Origin of the sequence: Brucella sp. TWI432, assembly GCF_039674445.1 — a bacterium.
Lineage (GTDB): Bacteria > Pseudomonadota > Alphaproteobacteria > Rhizobiales > Rhizobiaceae > Brucella > Brucella chromiisoli.
Genome location: NZ_JBDJNL010000001.1, coordinates 438381 through 455480, shown reverse-complemented (window position 1 = coordinate 455480; position 17100 = coordinate 438381). Strand labels below are relative to the sequence as shown.

Here is a 17100-nt window from a genome sequence, read left to right as displayed (position 1 = left end):
GTCAAGCATAGCACCTATAAACTAAACATTCCGTTGAGGTGGCTCGAATCGCCTGACAGCAGAAATAAACTGCTGCCAGTGCAAATGCTAGCCACAGGCCTTCATCGGAGATCACTTAAAGCTTGTCAGTCGAGAGTACCGCGTCGATTATGCTTACGCTTTTTCATCATCCTATGTCTTCAGGCTCACGCTATGTGCGGCTTATTCTCGGTGAATATGATGTTGAAGCCGAACTGATTGAGGAGCGTCCCTGGTCGCGCCGCAAGGAATTTCTGGCGCTCAACCCTGCAGCCACGCTTCCTGTCTTATTGGCTGAACGCGATCTGCCGGTTGTTGGTGCAACCGTCATTGCAGAATATCTTGATGAAACACGCGGCGCCTTGAAACGCAGTCGTCGTCTTTTGCCCGAAAGCCCTATGGAACGCGCAGAAGTGCGCCGTCTTGTCGACTGGTTTCTGCTCAAACTCGAAAACGAAGTCACCCGCCACATCGCGCGTGAACGCGTATTCAAGCTTCAGATGGCCGATGAAATGGGCGGCAGTGCACCCGATTCGACAGCGATCCGTGCCGCGCGCACCAATATCCGCCAGCATATGAAGTATATCGATTGGCTCGCCGCAACACGCGACTGGCTGGCAGGCGGTCATCCCAGTTATGCTGATATGGCAGCAGCAGCATCCATCTCCGTGCTCGACTATCTTGGCGAAATCGAATGGGGGGAGACAAAAGCCGCGCGCGACTGGTACGCTCGCATGAAATCGCGCCCAGCTTTCCGCCCGTTGCTGGCCGATCGTGTACGCGGACTAGCTCCAGTGGCTCATTATGGCGACCTCGACTTCTGACTCTAAAGAGCTAAAGCTTAAGCGCTTTCTGATTGAAGAAGCGAAGGCGGTGGGCTTTGATGCGGTGGCTTTCACGTCACCGGATGCAATTCCGCAAGCACCCCAACGTCTTCGGCAATATATTGCCGATGGCCATCACGCCGATATGCTGTGGATGGAAGAAACCGAAGATCGTCGGGCAAACCCCAGCGTTCTCTGGCCAGAGGTTCGCTCGATCATGATGCTGGCCATGAATTACGGTCCCGACAGCAATCCGCTCAGTATTCTTGATCATAAAGACCGCGCAGCAATCTCGGTCTATGCGCAAAACCGCGACTATCACGACATCATCAAGGGCAAACTCAAGCATATCGCAAGCCGCTTTGCCGCACGTGCCGGGCAGGACGTAAAAGTATTTGTCGATACGGCACCTGTGATGGAAAAGCCGCTGGCGCAGGCCGCTGGCCTTGGCTGGCAGGGCAAACACACCAATCTGGTCAGCCGTGAGCTCGGTTCCTGGCTGTTTCTTGGGTCGATCTTCACAACGGCTGACATTCCGCCCGATGAGCCGGATCGCGATCATTGCGGTTCCTGCCGTGCCTGTCTCGATGCCTGCCCGACCAAGGCTTTCCCCTCGCCTTACCGGATTGATGCGGGACGCTGCATTTCCTATCTCACCATCGAGAACAAGGGCCCGATCCCGCACGAGTTTCGCAAAGCCATGGGCAACCGCATCTATGGTTGCGACGATTGCCTTTCGGTCTGTCCGTGGAACAAGTTTGCGCAGGCAACCAGCGAAATGAAGCTGAAAGCGCGTGACGATCTCAAGGCTCCAAGGCTTGCTGATTTTCTTGCACTCGATGATCCAGCCTTCCGCACACTGTTTTCCGGTTCTCCCGTCAAACGGATCGGTCGCGACCGTTTTCTGCGCAATGTACTGATCGCAACCGGCAATTCGCAAGACCCGGCCTTGCTCAACCAGGTCGAATTGCTGCTCAATGACCCGGCCCCCATCGTGCGGGGCGCAGCCGTCTGGGCGCTCAAACAGCTCGCCGCAAAAGATCGCTTTACAAATTTACGGAAACGTCTGGCATCGCACGAAGAGGATGATACGGTACGCACAGAATGGATATGGGAGGAGAGCTGACATGCGTATTTTTCTGTTTGGGGCCGGTTATTCTGCGAGAGCTTTTTCACGCCTGATGACCGGAGAGGCAGAGCGCATTGATGGCACCACCCGCCATGAACAGAATTTCGCGATGCTTGAAAAAGCGGGTATTGCGCCCATCGTTTTTGATGGCGAAACCGCCTCGCCCGATCTGATCGACCGGCTCGCCAAATCAACCCATGTCGTGATCTCGATCTCGCCACGCGAAAACGGTGATCCATCCCTTGCCATTGTCGAAGAAGCACTTCGGCGGCCTGGCAACACCATCCGCTGGATCGGCTATTTGTCGACTGTGGGTGTTTACGGCAATCACGATGGCAACTGGATTGACGAAACCGCTGAATGCGCGCCTGCATCCCGCCGCTCACTGGAACGGATCGAAGCAGAGAACGCATGGGAAGCGTTGAGCGAGCGCCATGGAACGCCTGTCGCACTTTTACGCCTGTCGGGCATTTATGGTCCGGGCCGCAACGCCTTCATCAATCTTGAAAACGGCACCGCCCGCCGGATCATTAAGGACGGTCAGGTCTTCAATCGTATTCATGTCGAAGATATTGCCGGAAGTCTGCGCTTTCTGGCAGGCACCAATAGCGGCGGCACTTTCAACATCACTGATAATGAACCTGCGCCGCCGCAGGATGTCGTGGTCTATGCTGCGGAACTGATGGGCGTTGTTCCACCGCCAGAAGTTTCCTTTGCAGACGCCGATATAACGCCGATGGCGCGGTCCTTTTATGGCGAGAACAAGCGCGTTTCAAACCGTCGGATAAAAGATCTTGGCTACACATTCCTCTATCCTGATTATAAAATAGCGTTTTCCGCCATGTGGAACGAGAAAACATGGCGCTGATTGCCGTTTGAATAAAGGCAAAGCATAATTCTGCACATTGGTTCGAATGATTCGAACAAAAGTTTTTGGGAACGGCCCGATGGATAAGAAATCCACGTCAAAATTCTGGTCACGCTTCATCCTTGCAACCTGTCTTTCGGCGATGATTGCCCCGAACCTCGCGCAGAAGGTACAGGCGCAGGACATGCCCGCCAAACAAGCCTTCGGCGGCAAGAAACTTCCCGTTCTCGCACAAGAGCCGCAATCGATTGGCTTTTATGCCAAGGGCTGCTTGGCAGGTGCCGTCGCGCTTCCCGTCGATGGTCCGAACTGGCAGGTGATGCGGCTTTCGCGCAATCGCAACTGGGGACACCCACGCACGATTGCCCTTCTGGAGAAGCTCTCGCGTGATGCAGCGAAAGATGGCTGGCCGGGTCTTCTGGTCGGCGATATTTCGCAGCCACGTGGTGGTCCAATGCTGACAGGCCATGCCTCGCATCAGGTTGGACTTGATGCCGATATCTGGCTCACACCCATGCCGAAGAAGCGCTTTACGGATGCAGAACGCGAAAGCGTATCGGCTGTATCGATGCTTAAAAACGATTCCCTTTATGTTGATCCCCAAAAATGGACACCCGCCCGGACGGCATTGATCCGGCATGCGGCAAGCTATCCTGAAGTCGAACGCATTTTTGTGCATCCCGGCATCAAGAAGCAGCTTTGCGACACCGTAACAGGAGACCGCAGCTGGCTTGGCAAGGTGCGCCCCTACTGGGGCCATTTTTATCATTTCCACGTCAGACTGTATTGCCAGCCGGGATCGCCCGATTGCAAACCACAGCCAAAGGTGGCTGCGGGTGACGGTTGCGACAAATCGCTGGCATGGTGGTTTACGGATGAACCGTGGAAGCCAGCCAAACCTTCGAAAGAACTACCCAAGAAGCCAAAGCCGGTCATGGTATCCGACTTGCCAAAGACCTGTGCGGCGGTGCTCGCTGGCCCTTCGCCCGATTCAATCGCTGATGTGATCTATGGGGCAAACTAGTATCTGTTGAGAATTAGGGTCTGGAGCGTGTATTAGAAAACATGCTTTTCACTGCCCCTTAGCTTCGCTATAGGCTTTAACCGATTTAAAATGCAAATGACAAGGTTATCAACCTCATGACGAAACGCCTGCGCATTGCACTGATTGCTCACGATCTGAAAAAAGACGAGATGGTTGCTTTCGCGCGTAACCATGAAAAGGCTTTGTCGCATTATGATATCGTGGCCACCGGAACCACAGGTGGACTCATTCAGGAAGCATGTCCAACGCTTAATATTCATCGCGTCAAAAGCGGCCCGCTTGGCGGCGACCAGCAGATTGGTGCAATGATTGCGGAAGGCACGGTGCAGGCCCTGATCTTCTTCATCGATCCGCTCTCGCCACTCCCGCATGATGTCGATGTAAAAGCCCTCACACGATTGGGCAGCGTCTATGACATCCCAATGGCCCTTAATCCTGCCACCGCTGAGAAGCTCGTGCGCGTCCTGGATTAAACCCATTTCGCAGCCACGAGCCGCGCATAATAAGAAAAAATGAAATAACAAGGCACACCATGATCAACGCTGACCAGAGTTTCAAGTTTCCCGTCCTCGTCGGCGATATTGGTGGAACCAATGCCCGCTTTGCGCTGCTTATTGATTCTCATGCAGAGCCAAAAGAATTTCCTGTGGTGCAGACTGCAGATTATGCAACAATTGACGATGCGATTGAGCAGACCGTGCTCAACCATACTTCCGTTCGCCCCCGCTCTGCCATTTTGGCAGTTGCCGGGCCCGTCGATGGTGACGAAATTGATCTAACCAATTGCGATTGGGTTGTGCGTCCAAAACAAATGATCGCCAATCTTGGTTTTGAAGACGTGACCGTGCTCAATGATTTTGAAGCACAGGCACTTGCCGTTGTTTCAATTGAAAAAGAATATCTGCATCAGATTGGCGGGCATGATGAAGAAATCATTGCAACCCGCGTTGTGCTTGGACCGGGCACAGGGCTTGGCGTTGCGGGTCTGGTGCGCACGACGAAAGCCTGGGTTCCGGTTCCCGGCGAAGGGGGGCACATTGATATTGGTCCGCGCAGCGAACGCGATTATCAGGTCTTCCCGCATATCGAAACCATCGAAGGGCGTGTTGCGGCAGAGCAGATTCTGTGTGGGCGTGGTCTGCGCAATCTCTATCTTGCAGTCTGCGCGGCAGATAAAATAACACCCGTTTTGGACACACCGCCGGACATAACCGCGGCCGGTCTGGACGGCAGCAACCCACAAGCAGTGGAAACGCTTGAACTTTTTGTGACCTATCTGGGCCGTATCGCAGGCGATTTAGCCCTCATCTTCAAGGCACATGGCGGTGTCTATCTTTCGGGCGGCATTCCGCAGCGCATTCTTTCCGCGCTACAGGCAGGATCGTTCCGCGCAGCCTTTGAAGACAAGGCTCCGCATACGCATTTCATGCGCGATATTCCGGTTCGTGTGGTCGTGCATCCGCTTGCAGCGCTCAGTGGACTATCGGCCTTTGCCCGTACCCCAACGCGATTTGAGGTTTCAACCCATGGCCGCCGCTGGAGCAGAGCCTGAGCCAATGCTCTTTCTCAGGCCCAGATTTTTCTGAGGCATAGTCAAGCGGCGAAGATAAGGATATAGAAGCGCTGCAATGAATTGTTCCATTGCAGCCTTTGTCGTTTCCTGTCCAAAGAGACACGCGAAAATGCATGATCAACGACAGCCAGCGGCTGACAGATAAAAAGCACTTTGCCCGTGAGTCTACTCAAGAAGAAAAAAAAGAAAATCGATCCGAGCGAAGCCACACGCGTCATTCGTCGCATGATGTCGGAAAACGCGAGCCAGTATAAGGCAAGCTACGCGATCGCGATTGCTGCTTCTCTGCTGGTTGGCGCTTCCAATGGCGCGCTGGCCTATATGATGAAACCGATGATCGACAAGATTTTCTATGAGCAGAAGATCAGTCTCATCTGGGTTATCTGCGGCGCGATTCTCGGGATTTTCGTGCTTCGTGGACTTTCGAGTTATATTCAGGCTGTCGAGTTGGCCAAGATCGGCAACAACCTCGTTGCGCGCTATCAGAAGCGCATCTTCGACCATCTGCTTAAACTCGGCCTCGACTTTTATAATGATACGCGTTCGGGCCATCTTGCAGCCCAGATCAATCAGAACGTGAACGGCATCCGCGATTTGCTCAACATGACAATCACGTCGATTGCGCGCGACTTCGTTGCGCTGATCGGTCTTATCGGCATGATGTTTTATACCGACCCTTATATGTCGGCAGCGGTCTTCCTCATCGGACCACCTTTGGTTCTGGCAGTTGCCTATATCTCGCGCCGCATCCGTACCGTAACGCGTGATCTTGTGCATCTCAACTCGCACCTTCTCGGTGCCATGCAGGAATCCGTTCAGGGCATTGCCATTGTCAAAGCATTCACAATGGAAGATCAGCTACGCGGTAAGATCGATACGCTGATCGACCAGACGGAAAACCGCAGCAACAAGATCGCCCGCGTTTCTGAACGCACAACCCCTATTTCGGAAATTCTGGCGGGTTTTGCGATTGCCGGTGTACTGGCTTACAGTGGGTATAATGCGATCCTCAACCAGCAGCCTCCCGGTTCTATGTTTGCGTTCATCACCGCACTGCTTCTGGCTTACGATCCAGCGCGCCGTCTGGCACGTTTGCAGGTTGGTCTTGAGCGCGCGCTCGTCAACGCCCGCATGATCTACGAAGTACTGGACATCGAACCCAATCAGGGTGATGCAAAAGACGCCGTACCGCTTAAAGCGGGAGCAGGTGAGATCGACTTCAGGGATGTGCATTTTTCCTATAACGAATTGACCCCGGTGCTGCATGGCATCAGCTTCAAAGCAAAGGCCGGAGAAACAACTGCCATCGTTGGCGCGTCTGGTGCTGGCAAATCCACACTGATCAACCTTGTGCAGCGGTTCTACGATGTCTCCGGCGGACAGATTCTGTTCGATGGACAGGACATTGCCAAAGTCACGAAAGAGTCGCTTCGTCATTCCGTCGCCTATGTTTCGCAGCAGCCTTATCTGTTTGAAGGTTCGATTGCCGATAATATCCGCTACGGACGCCCCGATGCGACACAGGAAGAAATTATCGAAGCGGCAAAACTTGCCAATGCGCATGAGTTCATTCTACAGCAGCCGCAGGGCTACGATACGCCGGTCGGTGAAAACGGTGTGACGCTCTCCGGTGGCCAGCGCCAGCGCGTGTCGATTGCGCGTGCTATTGTGCGGGATGCGCCTGTGCTTCTGCTCGACGAAGCGACATCCGCACTCGATAATGAGTCGGAAAAGCGTGTGCAGCAGGCACTTGATCACATCATGCATGAGCGCACCACGATCGTGATCGCGCATCGTCTTTCCACTGTTGTTAACGCGGATCGCATCATTGTCATGGAAGCAGGTCATGTGGTTGAAGACGGTCGTCATGATGACCTGATCAAGATACAAAACGGCGTCTATGCCCGCTTCTATCAGCTTCAGAGCGGCAAGGATGACATGCTCATCGGGAACAATGGCACAGAGGAAAAGTCCAATGGCTGATAGTGCAGAAACCGGGCTCGTTGTTGTGGGCGCCAATGGGCGTATGGGACAGGCTCTCATTCGCGCCATCCAGGCAATTGACGGTGCGCGTCTCACTGGCGCTATTGCGCGTCCCGGCTCACCATATCTTGGCAAAGACGCTGGCGACGTTGCAGGCGTCGGCACGCTCGGTGTCGCGATCACCGATGATCCGCTGCCGGTTTTTGCAAAGGCGCAGGGCGTACTCGATTTCACCTCACCAGCAACAACGCTCAATTATGCAGGCCTCGCTGCGCAAGCACGTATCGTACATATTATCGGCACCACGGGCCTTTCCAACGAAGACGAAGAAAAGATCAGTGCCGCAGCGCGCCATGCGACAATCGTCAAATCCGGCAATATGAGCCTCGGCGTCAACTTGCTGTCGGGCCTCGTGAAAAAGGCGGCTCAGGCACTCGGCCCTGAAGATTTCGACATCGAAATCCTTGAAATGCACCACAAGCACAAGGTTGACGCGCCGTCCGGCACCGCCCTTCTGCTTGGTGAAGCCGCAGCGCAAGGTCGCTCGATCAATCTTCTCGATAAAAGCGTGCGCGTGCGCGACGGTCATACCGGGGCACGTGAACAGGGCACAATCGGCTTTGCGACGCTGCGCGGCGGCTCGGTTATCGGCGATCATGAGGTGATATTTGCTGGAGAGGGTGAGCGCATCACCTTGGCTCACCATGCTCAGGACCGCACGATCTTTGCGCGCGGCGCTGTGAAAGCAGCACTTTGGGCACACGGCAAGAAACCCGGCCTTTATTCCATGCTCGATGTTCTCGGGCTAAACGACTAACTGATCTTTCATCCCAACGGAGTGCTGCGATGTCTCGTACCCTCGTCCTGGTCCGCCACGGCCAAAGCGAATGGAATCTCAAAAACCTTTTTACCGGCTGGCGCGATCCGGGCCTCACCGAACAGGGCCATGCCGAAGCGAAAGCTGCAGGTCAGCGTTTGAAGGCCGCCGGCCTCAAGTTTGACCTCGCATACACTTCGGCTCTGTCGCGTGCGCAGGTCACCTGCCAGCACATTCTCGACGAACTCGGCCATTCCGGCCTCGAAACAATCCGCAATCAGGCTTTGAACGAACGCGATTATGGCGATCTCTCGGGCCTCAACAAGGACGATGCCCGCGCAAAGTGGGGCGAAGAGCAGGTTCACATCTGGCGCCGCTCTTACGACGTCCCTCCTCCAGGTGGCGAAAGCCTGAAGGACACCGGCGCACGCGTCTGGCCTTATTACCTGCACACCATCCAGCCGCATGTGCTGCGTGGCGAAACCATTCTGGTTGCCGCCCACGGCAATTCGTTACGCGCGCTCATCATGGCGCTTGATGGCCTGACACCGGAAGAGATCCTCAAGCAGGAACTCAATACGGGCGTTCCAATCATCTACAAGCTGAACGCCGATTCGACAGTCGCTTCCAAGGAAGTGCTTTCAGCATAATGATTTTTCGGGCGTGGCCGACTTTATGCACCGCGCCTGATCTCTGTTTTCATCTCGGTTCTCTGGTCTTTTTCAGCCTTCGCGACAGGAATGTGAAAAAAAGCTGATTGAAGTGCGAAATCGCGATTGACACAGACAGGCGGACCCCTTAGATCGGTCCTCGTCGCCCAGATGGCGGAATTGGTAGACGCACCAGCTTCAGGTGCTGGCGCTCGCAAGGGCGTGGAGGTTCGAGTCCTCTTCTGGGCACCATACCTAAGTCTTCAGACCGCTACCAAGGTCCAGAAGCACCCCAAAAAGCCCGCGCAAGCGGGCTTTTTTGTATCTTACAGTCTGATGTCGTCCGATTGCATCCGAGAAATTTGTTGGTATCGAGCCAAATACCAACAAATTCTGGAAAAGTGATACCAACAATGGCGCTGACCGACACGGCAATTAAGGCTTTAAAACAAGGTGTTAGCGCCAGAAAATACAGCGACGCCAATGGCCTGTTTTTGTTGGTACAGTCTAGCTTCACAGCATTGGCCGATGAACTGCTGGACAAAAACGCTGGCTAGTAAGCCTAGCGATAAGCGACTTGGGAGACAAACAACTAACGGAAATATCGGCAACGGATATTCTGTTCGCTTAATAAATGCAGTTCAACTGCCTGTGCTACGACAGTGACTAAGGCTTAGCTACAAGCCCATGTTGATGCAAAACCAGCGCCACCGCGCCCAACACGGTATCATCATTGCGCAGAAACTTGCCAATGATGAAGTTTGGTTTGCGAACGTGCGGCGCATGCGCCGGTGGGCGCACAGCATGCTTTTCAAAATTCTGCTCCACTGCACGCAGAAAGCCAGGACCAATTGCAGCAATCTTGCCAGCAATTATGATATCTGGAGGGCTCAGTATAGTGGACGTGATGCCAATCGCCCAGCCCGCCATTTCAGCGGCATCCTGAATGAGCCGATCATAAGGCGGCACACCTGTTTGTGCATTTTTTATAAATTCGTCGAATGAAAGCCTCTCACCTGTAGCCTGCTCAGCCATCAGCATCAGATTAAAGCCACCAGCATAGGTTTCCAAGCACCCCCTATTTCCGCATTTGCATAGGGGACCGTGAGGATTGAGAGAAATATGGCCAAACTCTGCCGCATTGCCATAAGCGCCTCGCTGAACAGCACCACCAATGACAATCGCGCCGCCAATGCCAAGGTCAAATTTATATAGCACAAAATTACTTAGGCCGATTGCAGCGCCCCAGGTCATTTCAGCAAGTGCACCGCAATGACTTTCATTTTCCGCAAAAAGTGGACATTCAATATGCGGGGCAAAAATCTGCGCAATATCAATTCCACACCAGGTCGGCAAAATTGATCCATTCAGCACGGTTCCTTCGTAAGAAACCGGAGCAGAAATAGCTAAACCGACGCCCAGCAAATCACGAATTGTAATGCCGAGCTTTGCACATTCTACGACAAGCTGCTCTTGAACGCGGATTGCAGCCTCTTGCGGCGTATAATCTTCATGCATCTCGAACCAGACATCGGCGATGACATTATGACCAAGATCGCAAACCGCAATGCGTATTTCTGAAAGGCCCAGCAAAACTCCCGCACAATAAGCCTGCGTCGGATTAAGAGAAATGATTTTGGTGGGGCGACCGAAACCGCCATTTCGTGTTTCAGTTTCAAAAATAATCGCGTTGATTTTCAGTTCAGTCAAAATGGTCGACACTGTCGAGCGGGCAAGGCCTGTCTTTTTTACAAGGTCCGTTGCACTCACTGAACCGACGCTGGCAATTGTCCGAAGAATTTTTCCAACTGGGGATTCGTAGTCGTCAAATATTTCTTTAAAACCAATCATCGCTCCTCCAGCCGTATCAATGGCGTGAATTCTCCATGCGCGCAACTTATTTCATTACAGAAAAAACAAGATGACTATGCTCGCTTTATAGCGATTTAAGGCTCGATTCCAAGTCTACTTATTTCGTTTATGAAAAAAGTATTGACATATTTGAATGATTTCGCGAGATTAATCAGGAGGTCAGGCTGATGGAGGAGCACCAGGATCCCTGATTTCAACATCATATATTTTGGTGATGTTCAGTTATGGGATGGGTGAGAACCACCTGTTGCGAGGAGAAAGCGAATGCAAAAACTAACAGCAGTTCTAAAGTCTTTAAGCGTAACCAGCATACTTGCTATCGGCGTCGCAACGGCCCCTGCAAATGCCGAAAAACTGACAATCTGGACACTTAATTTCGATAATAATGCGTCCAACGTTGCCCTCAAAAAAGTAGCGACTGATTTTGAAGCAGCAAATCCCGGCATACGGGTTGATATTGTTCAGCGTGCAATTGATGAGCACAAGACCGCGCTACGTGTTGCTGCAGGTTCTAATCGCGGACCAGATATTTATTTCAGCTGGGCTGGCTTGGGCCTTGGCGGTGAATATGTCAAAGCAGGCTTATCGTTGCCGCTTGATAAATATTATACCGAGTACAAGTGGCAAGATGAATTGCTGCCAGCTTCAGCTGCGTTTGCAGACCTGTATGAAGGCGGCAAACACGGCGTTCCTTTCACTTTCAAAGGTGAGGCAGTTTACTACAATAAGAAGCTTTTTGAACAGGCAGGCATCACTGAAGAGCCAAAAAGCTACGCAGAGCTTCTTGCTGCTGCACAAAAACTCAAAGATGCCGGTATCCCCGCCTTTACCTTTGGTGGATCCGTTAACTGGCATGTCATGCGTCTGATGGACGTCATCCTCGAAACAAAATGCGGTGCAGAAAAGCATGATGCGCTAAAAGCGATGCAGGCAGACTGGGCAGTCGAGCCGTGCACGAAAGAGGCTTTTGACGAATTCGCAAAATGGACAAAGGATTACACACTCCAGCCATTCATGGGAATCGATAACAAACAGTCTTATAGTCTCTTTACTGCCGGGCGCGCGGCCATGATGCTGGAAGGAGACTGGCTGGTAAGCCAGTTAAAAGGCACAGGTGCGAACCTTGATGATTATGGCATCTTTCCATTCCCTACAGACACAAACCGCCTGTATGGATTTGGTGAGTATAATTACATCAGTTCAAAAAGCCCAAACCCTGATACGGCGGCTAAATTCCTTGATTATCTTTCGTCTACCCCGGTTCAACAGGACCTTGTCGGACAATTCAGCACCGTTTCAGTGAACAAGAATGTAAAATACGAAAACCAGCAGCCCCTTGAAGCTGAGTGGCTGGACATTTTTAATGATTACGGCTCCGTTTACATGAACGGCGACCAAGCATTTCCGCTGGATGTTACCACTGAATATTTCCGGGTCATCAACAGTGTGGCTGCTGGTGATATGACCTCCGATGAAGCGTCGACACAGATGCAGGCTTTCATCAAGGCTCGAAACTAATCCTCCCCGGATGCGAGCTGCCTGAGCTTGATCGCTCAGACAGCTCGCAGGGCCACAATCATCAAGGCAGTCTCATCATTGCCTGGAGGAAAGCATGTCGCTGAAAGCAATCACTCAGACACCGCGTATCCAAGCGTCCATTCTGCTCATCCCGGCTTTGGCGATATATGGCATATTCGCACTATATCCGATGCTGGATGTCATTGTTATGAGTTTCCAGAAATGGAACGGGCTTGATCCGGAGCGCCGGTTCGTGGGCCTCTCCAACTATTCTGCCATATTCACCAATGACCCCGTCTTCTGGGTTGCCTTCAAAAATACCATCATCTGGACATTGTTGAGCCTCGTAATACCTCCCTTCATAGGCTTGCTTCTGGCTTTGAGCCTCAATCAGAAAATATTTGGCCGCAACAGCCTGCGTGCAATATTCTACCTCCCAGTTATCATCGCCCCCATCGCTGTCGCAACGATGTGGAAGTGGATGTACGATCCGTTCTTCGGACTCTTTAATCAGTTGCTGACCAATTGGGGATTGCAGTCTTGGATTCAGGACTGGCTCGGCAACAAAAGCATTGCACTTTATTCCGTATTTGTTGCCTACATTTGGCAAACCGTTGGCTTCTCGATGGTTTTGTTTCTGGCAGGGCTTCAGAACGTATCGCAGACACTGGTGGAAGCCGCACGGATAGATGGCGCCGGACGCTGGGCAATTTTCAAGCATGTAACATTGCCTGCGCTTCGGCCGACGATGACTGTTGTTCTGGTGCTATCCATCATCTCCTCGCTCAAAGCATTTGACATTGTTTATGGCCTGACAGGTGGTGGCCCAGCGCAAGGCACACAAATGCTGGCACTTTGGGCGTTTACACAAGCTATGCAGATTTTCGACTTCGGGCGTGGCGCTGCAATTTCCGTCGTCTTGTTGTTAATCACGATGGCGATTGTTGTTCCATATCTGCGCTGGATGCAGAAGAACGAGGAGTTGGAATCGTGACCACCACTTCACTCTCTCAAGTTCCATCTAAGATGCGACGAGATCCAGTCCTGATCGGTTTGTGGATCAGCCTGTTACTGATCGCGGTCATCTGGATTGCTCCCTTTGTATTCATCGTCTTCACATCGTTGAAAACACCTGCCGCTGTCACAAGCACCGGCGCCTTCATGCCGCCTGTAGAATGGGCGTGGGGTAACTATTCGGGAGCATGGAACCGGGGCAGCTTTGCCAGTTCATTTTTCAACAGCGTTATCATCACCGCGATCAAGGTCCCAATTGGGCTGCTTATATCTGCCATGGCCGCTTATGCTTTGGCCAAGATAAAGCTCAAGCTCGGTAAGCTGTTACTTCTTATCGTGGTCTTTGGAACTATGATCCCATTTCAGGTCATGCTTGCTCCACTGTTCACACTCGTGAATTCATTTGGACTGATTGACACCTATATCGGCGTTATTCTTCCCTACATTGCATTCGGTGTACCTTATCAGGTCTTCATTCTACATGGGTTCTTCAGGGGGATTCCGAAAGAATTGTCTGAGGCTGCTCTGATTGATGGGGCAAGTCACTTCACCATTTTCCGGCGGATTTTTCTTCCTGTCTGCCTGCCTGTCCTCGCAGCGCTGTTCATTCTTGACTTCGTGTCGACGTGGAACGAGTTCGCGATGGCCCTTGTGCTTTTACAAGATCAGGGCATGTGGACGCTTCCACTGGGGCTGATGTCTTTTCAAGGCCAATTCTCCAGTGATTACGGGCAGTTAAACGCAGCAATTGTGATGACGGTCCTTCCCGCTACGATCGTTTATCTGATCTTTCAACGCTATTTCGTTTCTGGCCTGACCTCTGGCGCGGTCAAAGGCTGACGAGCATTCAGTAAATTCCGAGGAGAAATGCATGTCTGGTGCAACCGTCGAAAAATGGGGTGTTTTTGAAGCATCCTTTGCCGGACCTTCCACTGGCAACCCCTTTCTCGACGTGGCTTTTGATGCGATTTTCAAACATAAAAGCCGCGAAGTTCGTGTTCCGGGTTTCTATGACGGCGATGGAACCTATCGTCTCCGTTTTATGCCCGATATTGAAGGTGAATGGACATTCACGACACGCTCAGCAACGAAAGAACTAAGCGGCCATAAAGGCTGCGTTCTGGTAGAACGGCCTTCAGCGAACAATCACGGACCCGTTCGTGTTCGTAACAAGTTCCACTTCTCCTATGCGGATGGAACCCCGTTCTTTCCGTTCGGAACGACTTGCTATGCCTGGACGCATCAGCCGCTCGATATGCAGGACGAAACTCTGGAGACGCTTTCAAAAACGCGCTTCAACAAGATCCGTATGGGCGTTTTCCCGAAAGACTATCCTTACAACACCAACGAGCCACTGCATGCCTGCTTTGAAAAAGACGCAGATGGTAAAGAAGATTTCGACAGACCGAATCCTGCCCATTTCAGGCATTTTGAAAAGCAGATTGCGGCGCTATGTGAACTGGGTATTGAAGCTGACATTATCATGTTCCATCCTTATGATCGATGGGGCTATGCGGATATGAGCGCAGATCAGGATTACCGATATGTCGAATATCTGGCTGCCCGCCTGTCTGCCTATCGCAATGTATGGTGGTCGCTTGCCAACGAGTATGATTTCCTGCTCAACACAAAGCCAATCGAACAATGGGACCGATACTTCCAAATTTTAGAAGAGAACGATCCCTATCAGCATCTGCGCTCAATCCATAATGGCGACGTGAATTCCAACTACGATCACCGCAAACCATGGGTCACACATATCTGCATTCAAAACCCGGATGTGAAGAAAACGCAGGAATGGCGCGACACGTACGGCAAGCCGGTGGTGAATGACGAGCCGGAATATGAAGGGGACATTCTTGAATCCTGGGGCAATCTGAGTCCGCAGGAACTGGTGCACCGTTATTGGATATCGATGGCACGCGGTGGATATGTCGGACATGGTGAAACATATTCCGATGACAATGATCTCATCTGGTGGGCAAAAGGCGGCAAACTGCACGGCGAAGCGTGGAAGCGCATCGGCTTTCTCCGTGACCTGCTGGAAGCGGATGTTCAGTACGGTCTTGAACCTCTTGGGCCTGTCAAACAATGGCCCTGGTCACGCGTATCAGGTGCACGCGACGGCGATGGCGATTTCAGACTGATCTATTTTGGTGAACACCAGCCCGTCGTCTGGTCATCCGGGCTCCCGATGGATAGCGATGACTATGAAGTCGACCTGATCGACACATGGGCAATGACCATTAAACCGGCCAAAAAGATAGCCGCCCCTGTCACCCACCCAGTAAGACACGGCGCAATCGTGCGCGGGGGAAAGCCCGACGCTGCATTCGGCGTGTCAATCCCGCGCAAACCGTATCAAGCACTGCGTGTGCGCCGTAAGAAATAAATCAGGAAGGTTTGCATATGTCTGGATTAAGCATTGCGGATGTTAAAAAATCTTATGGAACGGTCGACATTATTCATGGTGTCGATGTCGAAATTAACGATGGTGAGTTTGTCATTCTCGTTGGCCCCTCAGGCTGCGGAAAATCAACACTGCTGCGCATGATTGCGGGTCTTGAAGACATCACTTCAGGTCAGATCAGCATCGGTGGACGCGTCGTTAACAACCTGCAACCCAAAGACCGTGATATTGCAATGGTTTTCCAGAACTATGCGCTTTATCCGCAAATGACTGTTGCTCAGAATATGGGCTTTGCACTGGAGCTTGCTGGCTCCAGCAAACAGGAGATTGCCAGAAAGGTAAATGAAGCGGCCGATATTCTTGGACTTCAGCCGCTTCTTGATCGAAAGCCGGCACAGCTATCGGGTGGCCAGCGGCAGCGTGTAGCAATGGGACGCGCAATCGTACGCAATCCCAAGGTCTTCTTGTTTGACGAACCGCTATCGAACCTTGATGCAAAACTTCGCGTTAAAATGCGCGCAGAAATTAAGGCTCTTCATCAACGATTGAAGACAACAATCGTCTATGTGACACATGATCAGATCGAAGCCATGACCATGGCCGATAAAATCGTTGTCCTGAACGGCGGCAAAGTTGAGCAAATCGGATCGCCGCTTGAGCTTTATGATCATCCGAAAAACATTTTCGTTGCTGGCTTCCTTGGATCTCCCGCAATGAATTTTCTAAGCGGAACCCTTAAAAATACCAAGCAATTGAATTTGGAAAATGGCTCGAGTGTAAAAATCGCCGGCGCACCCTCCGCTGCGGTTGGCAAAAACGTGGTTTTCGGCATCAGACCGGAAGACATTTCTAGCGGAGGTTCTGACGACATTGAGGCTGTTGTGAAGGTGGTAGAACCCACCGGCTCTGAAACGCACATTGTCCTGGATGTTCAGGGTCAAGAATTAACCTGGGTGGTGCGCGAGAGAACAACGCTTGAAGTTAGTCAAAAAGTGAATGTCTCTTTCGAAACTTCGAACCCGCACTTTTTTGATAGCGCCACCAAACAGCGCTTTGAAAATTAAAGCCTAGAAAATAAGCAAGCTATTGAGTCAACAGCTTCTGTCACACTTTCCAAAGCGTCTATGTGACGGCAAAGATTTTGATTAAATCATAAAGTAGCTTGCGCCCTAGCTTTGAGAAGAGGATCGAAAACCACAGCGCTTGAGGGGATAATCCCCCGATCATAAACTATCGTATCCGAGCGCACTGCCCGGGGCTGGAAGCGATTCCGATCATCTGGAGCGATCTGGCCCACAATATATGGGGGCACATCCGATGCCAAGTCTTGTTGCCCAGATTTTTCAGGCAAGGCGCGAGCCATTGCTCAAGATCCGCCT

16 protein-coding genes and 1 tRNA gene are annotated in these 17100 nt (G+C 52.0%); 16 read left to right on the top strand and 1 reads right to left on the bottom strand.

Annotation, left to right across the window (positions count from 1 at the left end; genetic code table 11):
• Nucleotides 1-149 precede the first annotated feature (149 nt).
• From ABE527_RS02140 to ABE527_RS02090, 11 genes are all read left to right on the top strand, one after another.
• Entirely contained in the window at nucleotides 150-842 is a 693-nt protein-coding gene (locus ABE527_RS02140; protein ID WP_265983836.1) for a glutathione S-transferase family protein, read from the top strand.
• Nucleotides 823-1968: a tRNA epoxyqueuosine(34) reductase QueG gene (queG, locus tag ABE527_RS02135; protein WP_499695948.1), complete on the top strand. Its 1146-nt coding sequence runs from the start codon at nucleotides 823-825 to the stop codon at nucleotides 1966-1968. Before ABE527_RS02140 ends, queG begins: the two co-directional genes overlap by 20 nt.
• Before the next feature lies 1 nt (nucleotide 1969).
• Nucleotides 1970-2839: an SDR family oxidoreductase gene (locus tag ABE527_RS02130; RefSeq protein WP_499695947.1), complete on the top strand. Its 870-nt coding sequence runs from the start codon at nucleotides 1970-1972 to the stop codon at nucleotides 2837-2839.
• Nucleotides 2840-2918: 79 nt separating this feature from the next.
• Nucleotides 2919-3863 carry a penicillin-insensitive murein endopeptidase gene (gene mepA, locus ABE527_RS02125; protein ID WP_499695946.1) on the top strand — a complete coding sequence of 315 codons (945 nt, stop codon included), beginning with the start codon at nucleotides 2919-2921 and terminating at the stop codon, nucleotides 3861-3863.
• A 116-nt stretch (nucleotides 3864-3979) separates the two neighbouring features.
• Nucleotides 3980-4357 (top strand): methylglyoxal synthase, encoded by a 378-nt coding sequence (locus ABE527_RS02120; protein ID WP_265982881.1) that lies wholly within the window; start codon nucleotides 3980-3982, stop codon nucleotides 4355-4357.
• 59 nt (nucleotides 4358-4416) lie between these two features.
• Nucleotides 4417-5436, top strand: coding sequence for a glucokinase (locus ABE527_RS02115; protein WP_499695945.1), 1020 nt, complete (start codon nucleotides 4417-4419; stop codon nucleotides 5434-5436).
• 180 nt (nucleotides 5437-5616) lie between these two features.
• On the top strand, nucleotides 5617-7440 hold the full coding sequence (locus tag ABE527_RS02110; protein WP_499695944.1) for an ABC transporter ATP-binding protein: 1824 nt from the start codon (nucleotides 5617-5619) through the stop codon (nucleotides 7438-7440).
• Complete coding sequence (gene dapB, locus ABE527_RS02105) at nucleotides 7433-8257, top strand: 4-hydroxy-tetrahydrodipicolinate reductase (protein ID WP_499695943.1); 825 nt, start codon at nucleotides 7433-7435, stop codon at nucleotides 8255-8257. Before ABE527_RS02110 ends, dapB begins: the two co-directional genes overlap by 8 nt.
• Nucleotides 8258-8286: 29 nt before the next feature.
• The gene (locus tag ABE527_RS02100) at nucleotides 8287-8907 is read left to right on the top strand and encodes a 2,3-bisphosphoglycerate-dependent phosphoglycerate mutase (protein WP_499695942.1); all 621 of its coding nucleotides are present in this window, start codon (nucleotides 8287-8289) and stop codon (nucleotides 8905-8907) included.
• 165 nt (nucleotides 8908-9072) lie between these two features.
• A tRNA-Leu gene (locus ABE527_RS02095) sits at nucleotides 9073-9159 on the top strand.
• 161 nt (nucleotides 9160-9320) lie between these two features.
• Complete coding sequence (locus ABE527_RS02090) at nucleotides 9321-9464, top strand: Arm DNA-binding domain-containing protein (RefSeq protein ID WP_499693387.1); 144 nt, start codon at nucleotides 9321-9323, stop codon at nucleotides 9462-9464.
• 109 nt (nucleotides 9465-9573) lie between these two features.
• Here ABE527_RS02090 and ABE527_RS02085 read toward each other — a convergent pair whose 3' ends face one another.
• Complete coding sequence (locus ABE527_RS02085) at nucleotides 9574-10758, bottom strand: ROK family transcriptional regulator (protein WP_499695941.1); 1185 nt, start codon at nucleotides 10756-10758, stop codon at nucleotides 9574-9576.
• Between the two features lie 285 nt (nucleotides 10759-11043).
• Between ABE527_RS02085 and ABE527_RS02080 the strand changes: the two genes are divergently transcribed.
• The 5 genes from ABE527_RS02080 (at nucleotide 11044) to ABE527_RS02060 (ending at nucleotide 16785) form a co-directional block, all read left to right on the top strand.
• Nucleotides 11044-12297, top strand: coding sequence for an ABC transporter substrate-binding protein (locus ABE527_RS02080; protein ID WP_499695940.1), 1254 nt, complete (start codon nucleotides 11044-11046; stop codon nucleotides 12295-12297).
• 94 nt (nucleotides 12298-12391) lie between these two features.
• The gene (locus ABE527_RS02075; protein WP_499693386.1) at nucleotides 12392-13291 is read left to right on the top strand and encodes a carbohydrate ABC transporter permease; all 900 of its coding nucleotides are present in this window, start codon (nucleotides 12392-12394) and stop codon (nucleotides 13289-13291) included.
• 32 nt (nucleotides 13292-13323) lie between these two features.
• On the top strand, nucleotides 13324-14151 hold the full coding sequence (locus tag ABE527_RS02070; protein ID WP_265983835.1) for a carbohydrate ABC transporter permease: 828 nt from the start codon (nucleotides 13324-13326) through the stop codon (nucleotides 14149-14151).
• Nucleotides 14152-14182: 31 nt separating this feature from the next.
• On the top strand, nucleotides 14183-15703 hold the full coding sequence (locus ABE527_RS02065) for a DUF5060 domain-containing protein (protein ID WP_499695939.1): 1521 nt from the start codon (nucleotides 14183-14185) through the stop codon (nucleotides 15701-15703).
• Between the two features lie 17 nt (nucleotides 15704-15720).
• Nucleotides 15721-16785 carry an ABC transporter ATP-binding protein gene (locus ABE527_RS02060; protein ID WP_499695938.1) on the top strand — a complete coding sequence of 355 codons (1065 nt, stop codon included), beginning with the start codon at nucleotides 15721-15723 and terminating at the stop codon, nucleotides 16783-16785.
• The last annotated feature ends 315 nt before the right edge of the window (nucleotides 16786-17100 follow it).

Excerpts from the sequence above, each read along its gene's own strand:
- ABE527_RS02140 (WP_265983836.1), top strand. The coding sequence starts at position 150 with ATGCTTACGCTTTTTCATCATCCTATGTCTTCAGGCTCACGCTATGTG.
- queG (WP_499695948.1), top strand. The coding sequence starts at position 823 with ATGGCGACCTCGACTTCTGACTCTAAAGAGCTAAAGCTTAAGCGCTTT.
- ABE527_RS02130 (WP_499695947.1), top strand. The coding sequence starts at position 1,970 with ATGCGTATTTTTCTGTTTGGGGCCGGTTATTCTGCGAGAGCTTTTTCA.
- mepA (WP_499695946.1), top strand. The coding sequence starts at position 2,919 with ATGGATAAGAAATCCACGTCAAAATTCTGGTCACGCTTCATCCTTGCA.
- ABE527_RS02120 (WP_265982881.1), top strand. The coding sequence starts at position 3,980 with ATGACGAAACGCCTGCGCATTGCACTGATTGCTCACGATCTGAAAAAA.
- ABE527_RS02115 (WP_499695945.1), top strand. The coding sequence starts at position 4,417 with ATGATCAACGCTGACCAGAGTTTCAAGTTTCCCGTCCTCGTCGGCGAT.
- dapB (WP_499695943.1), top strand. The coding sequence starts at position 7,433 with ATGGCTGATAGTGCAGAAACCGGGCTCGTTGTTGTGGGCGCCAATGGG.
- ABE527_RS02100 (WP_499695942.1), top strand. The coding sequence starts at position 8,287 with ATGTCTCGTACCCTCGTCCTGGTCCGCCACGGCCAAAGCGAATGGAAT.
- ABE527_RS02090 (WP_499693387.1), top strand. The coding sequence starts at position 9,321 with ATGGCGCTGACCGACACGGCAATTAAGGCTTTAAAACAAGGTGTTAGC.
- ABE527_RS02085 (WP_499695941.1), bottom strand. The coding sequence starts at position 10,758 with ATGATTGGTTTTAAAGAAATATTTGACGACTACGAATCCCCAGTTGGA.
- ABE527_RS02080 (WP_499695940.1), top strand. The coding sequence starts at position 11,044 with ATGCAAAAACTAACAGCAGTTCTAAAGTCTTTAAGCGTAACCAGCATA.
- ABE527_RS02075 (WP_499693386.1), top strand. The coding sequence starts at position 12,392 with ATGTCGCTGAAAGCAATCACTCAGACACCGCGTATCCAAGCGTCCATT.
- ABE527_RS02070 (WP_265983835.1), top strand. The coding sequence starts at position 13,324 with ATGCGACGAGATCCAGTCCTGATCGGTTTGTGGATCAGCCTGTTACTG.
- ABE527_RS02065 (WP_499695939.1), top strand. The coding sequence starts at position 14,183 with ATGTCTGGTGCAACCGTCGAAAAATGGGGTGTTTTTGAAGCATCCTTT.
- ABE527_RS02060 (WP_499695938.1), top strand. The coding sequence starts at position 15,721 with ATGTCTGGATTAAGCATTGCGGATGTTAAAAAATCTTATGGAACGGTC.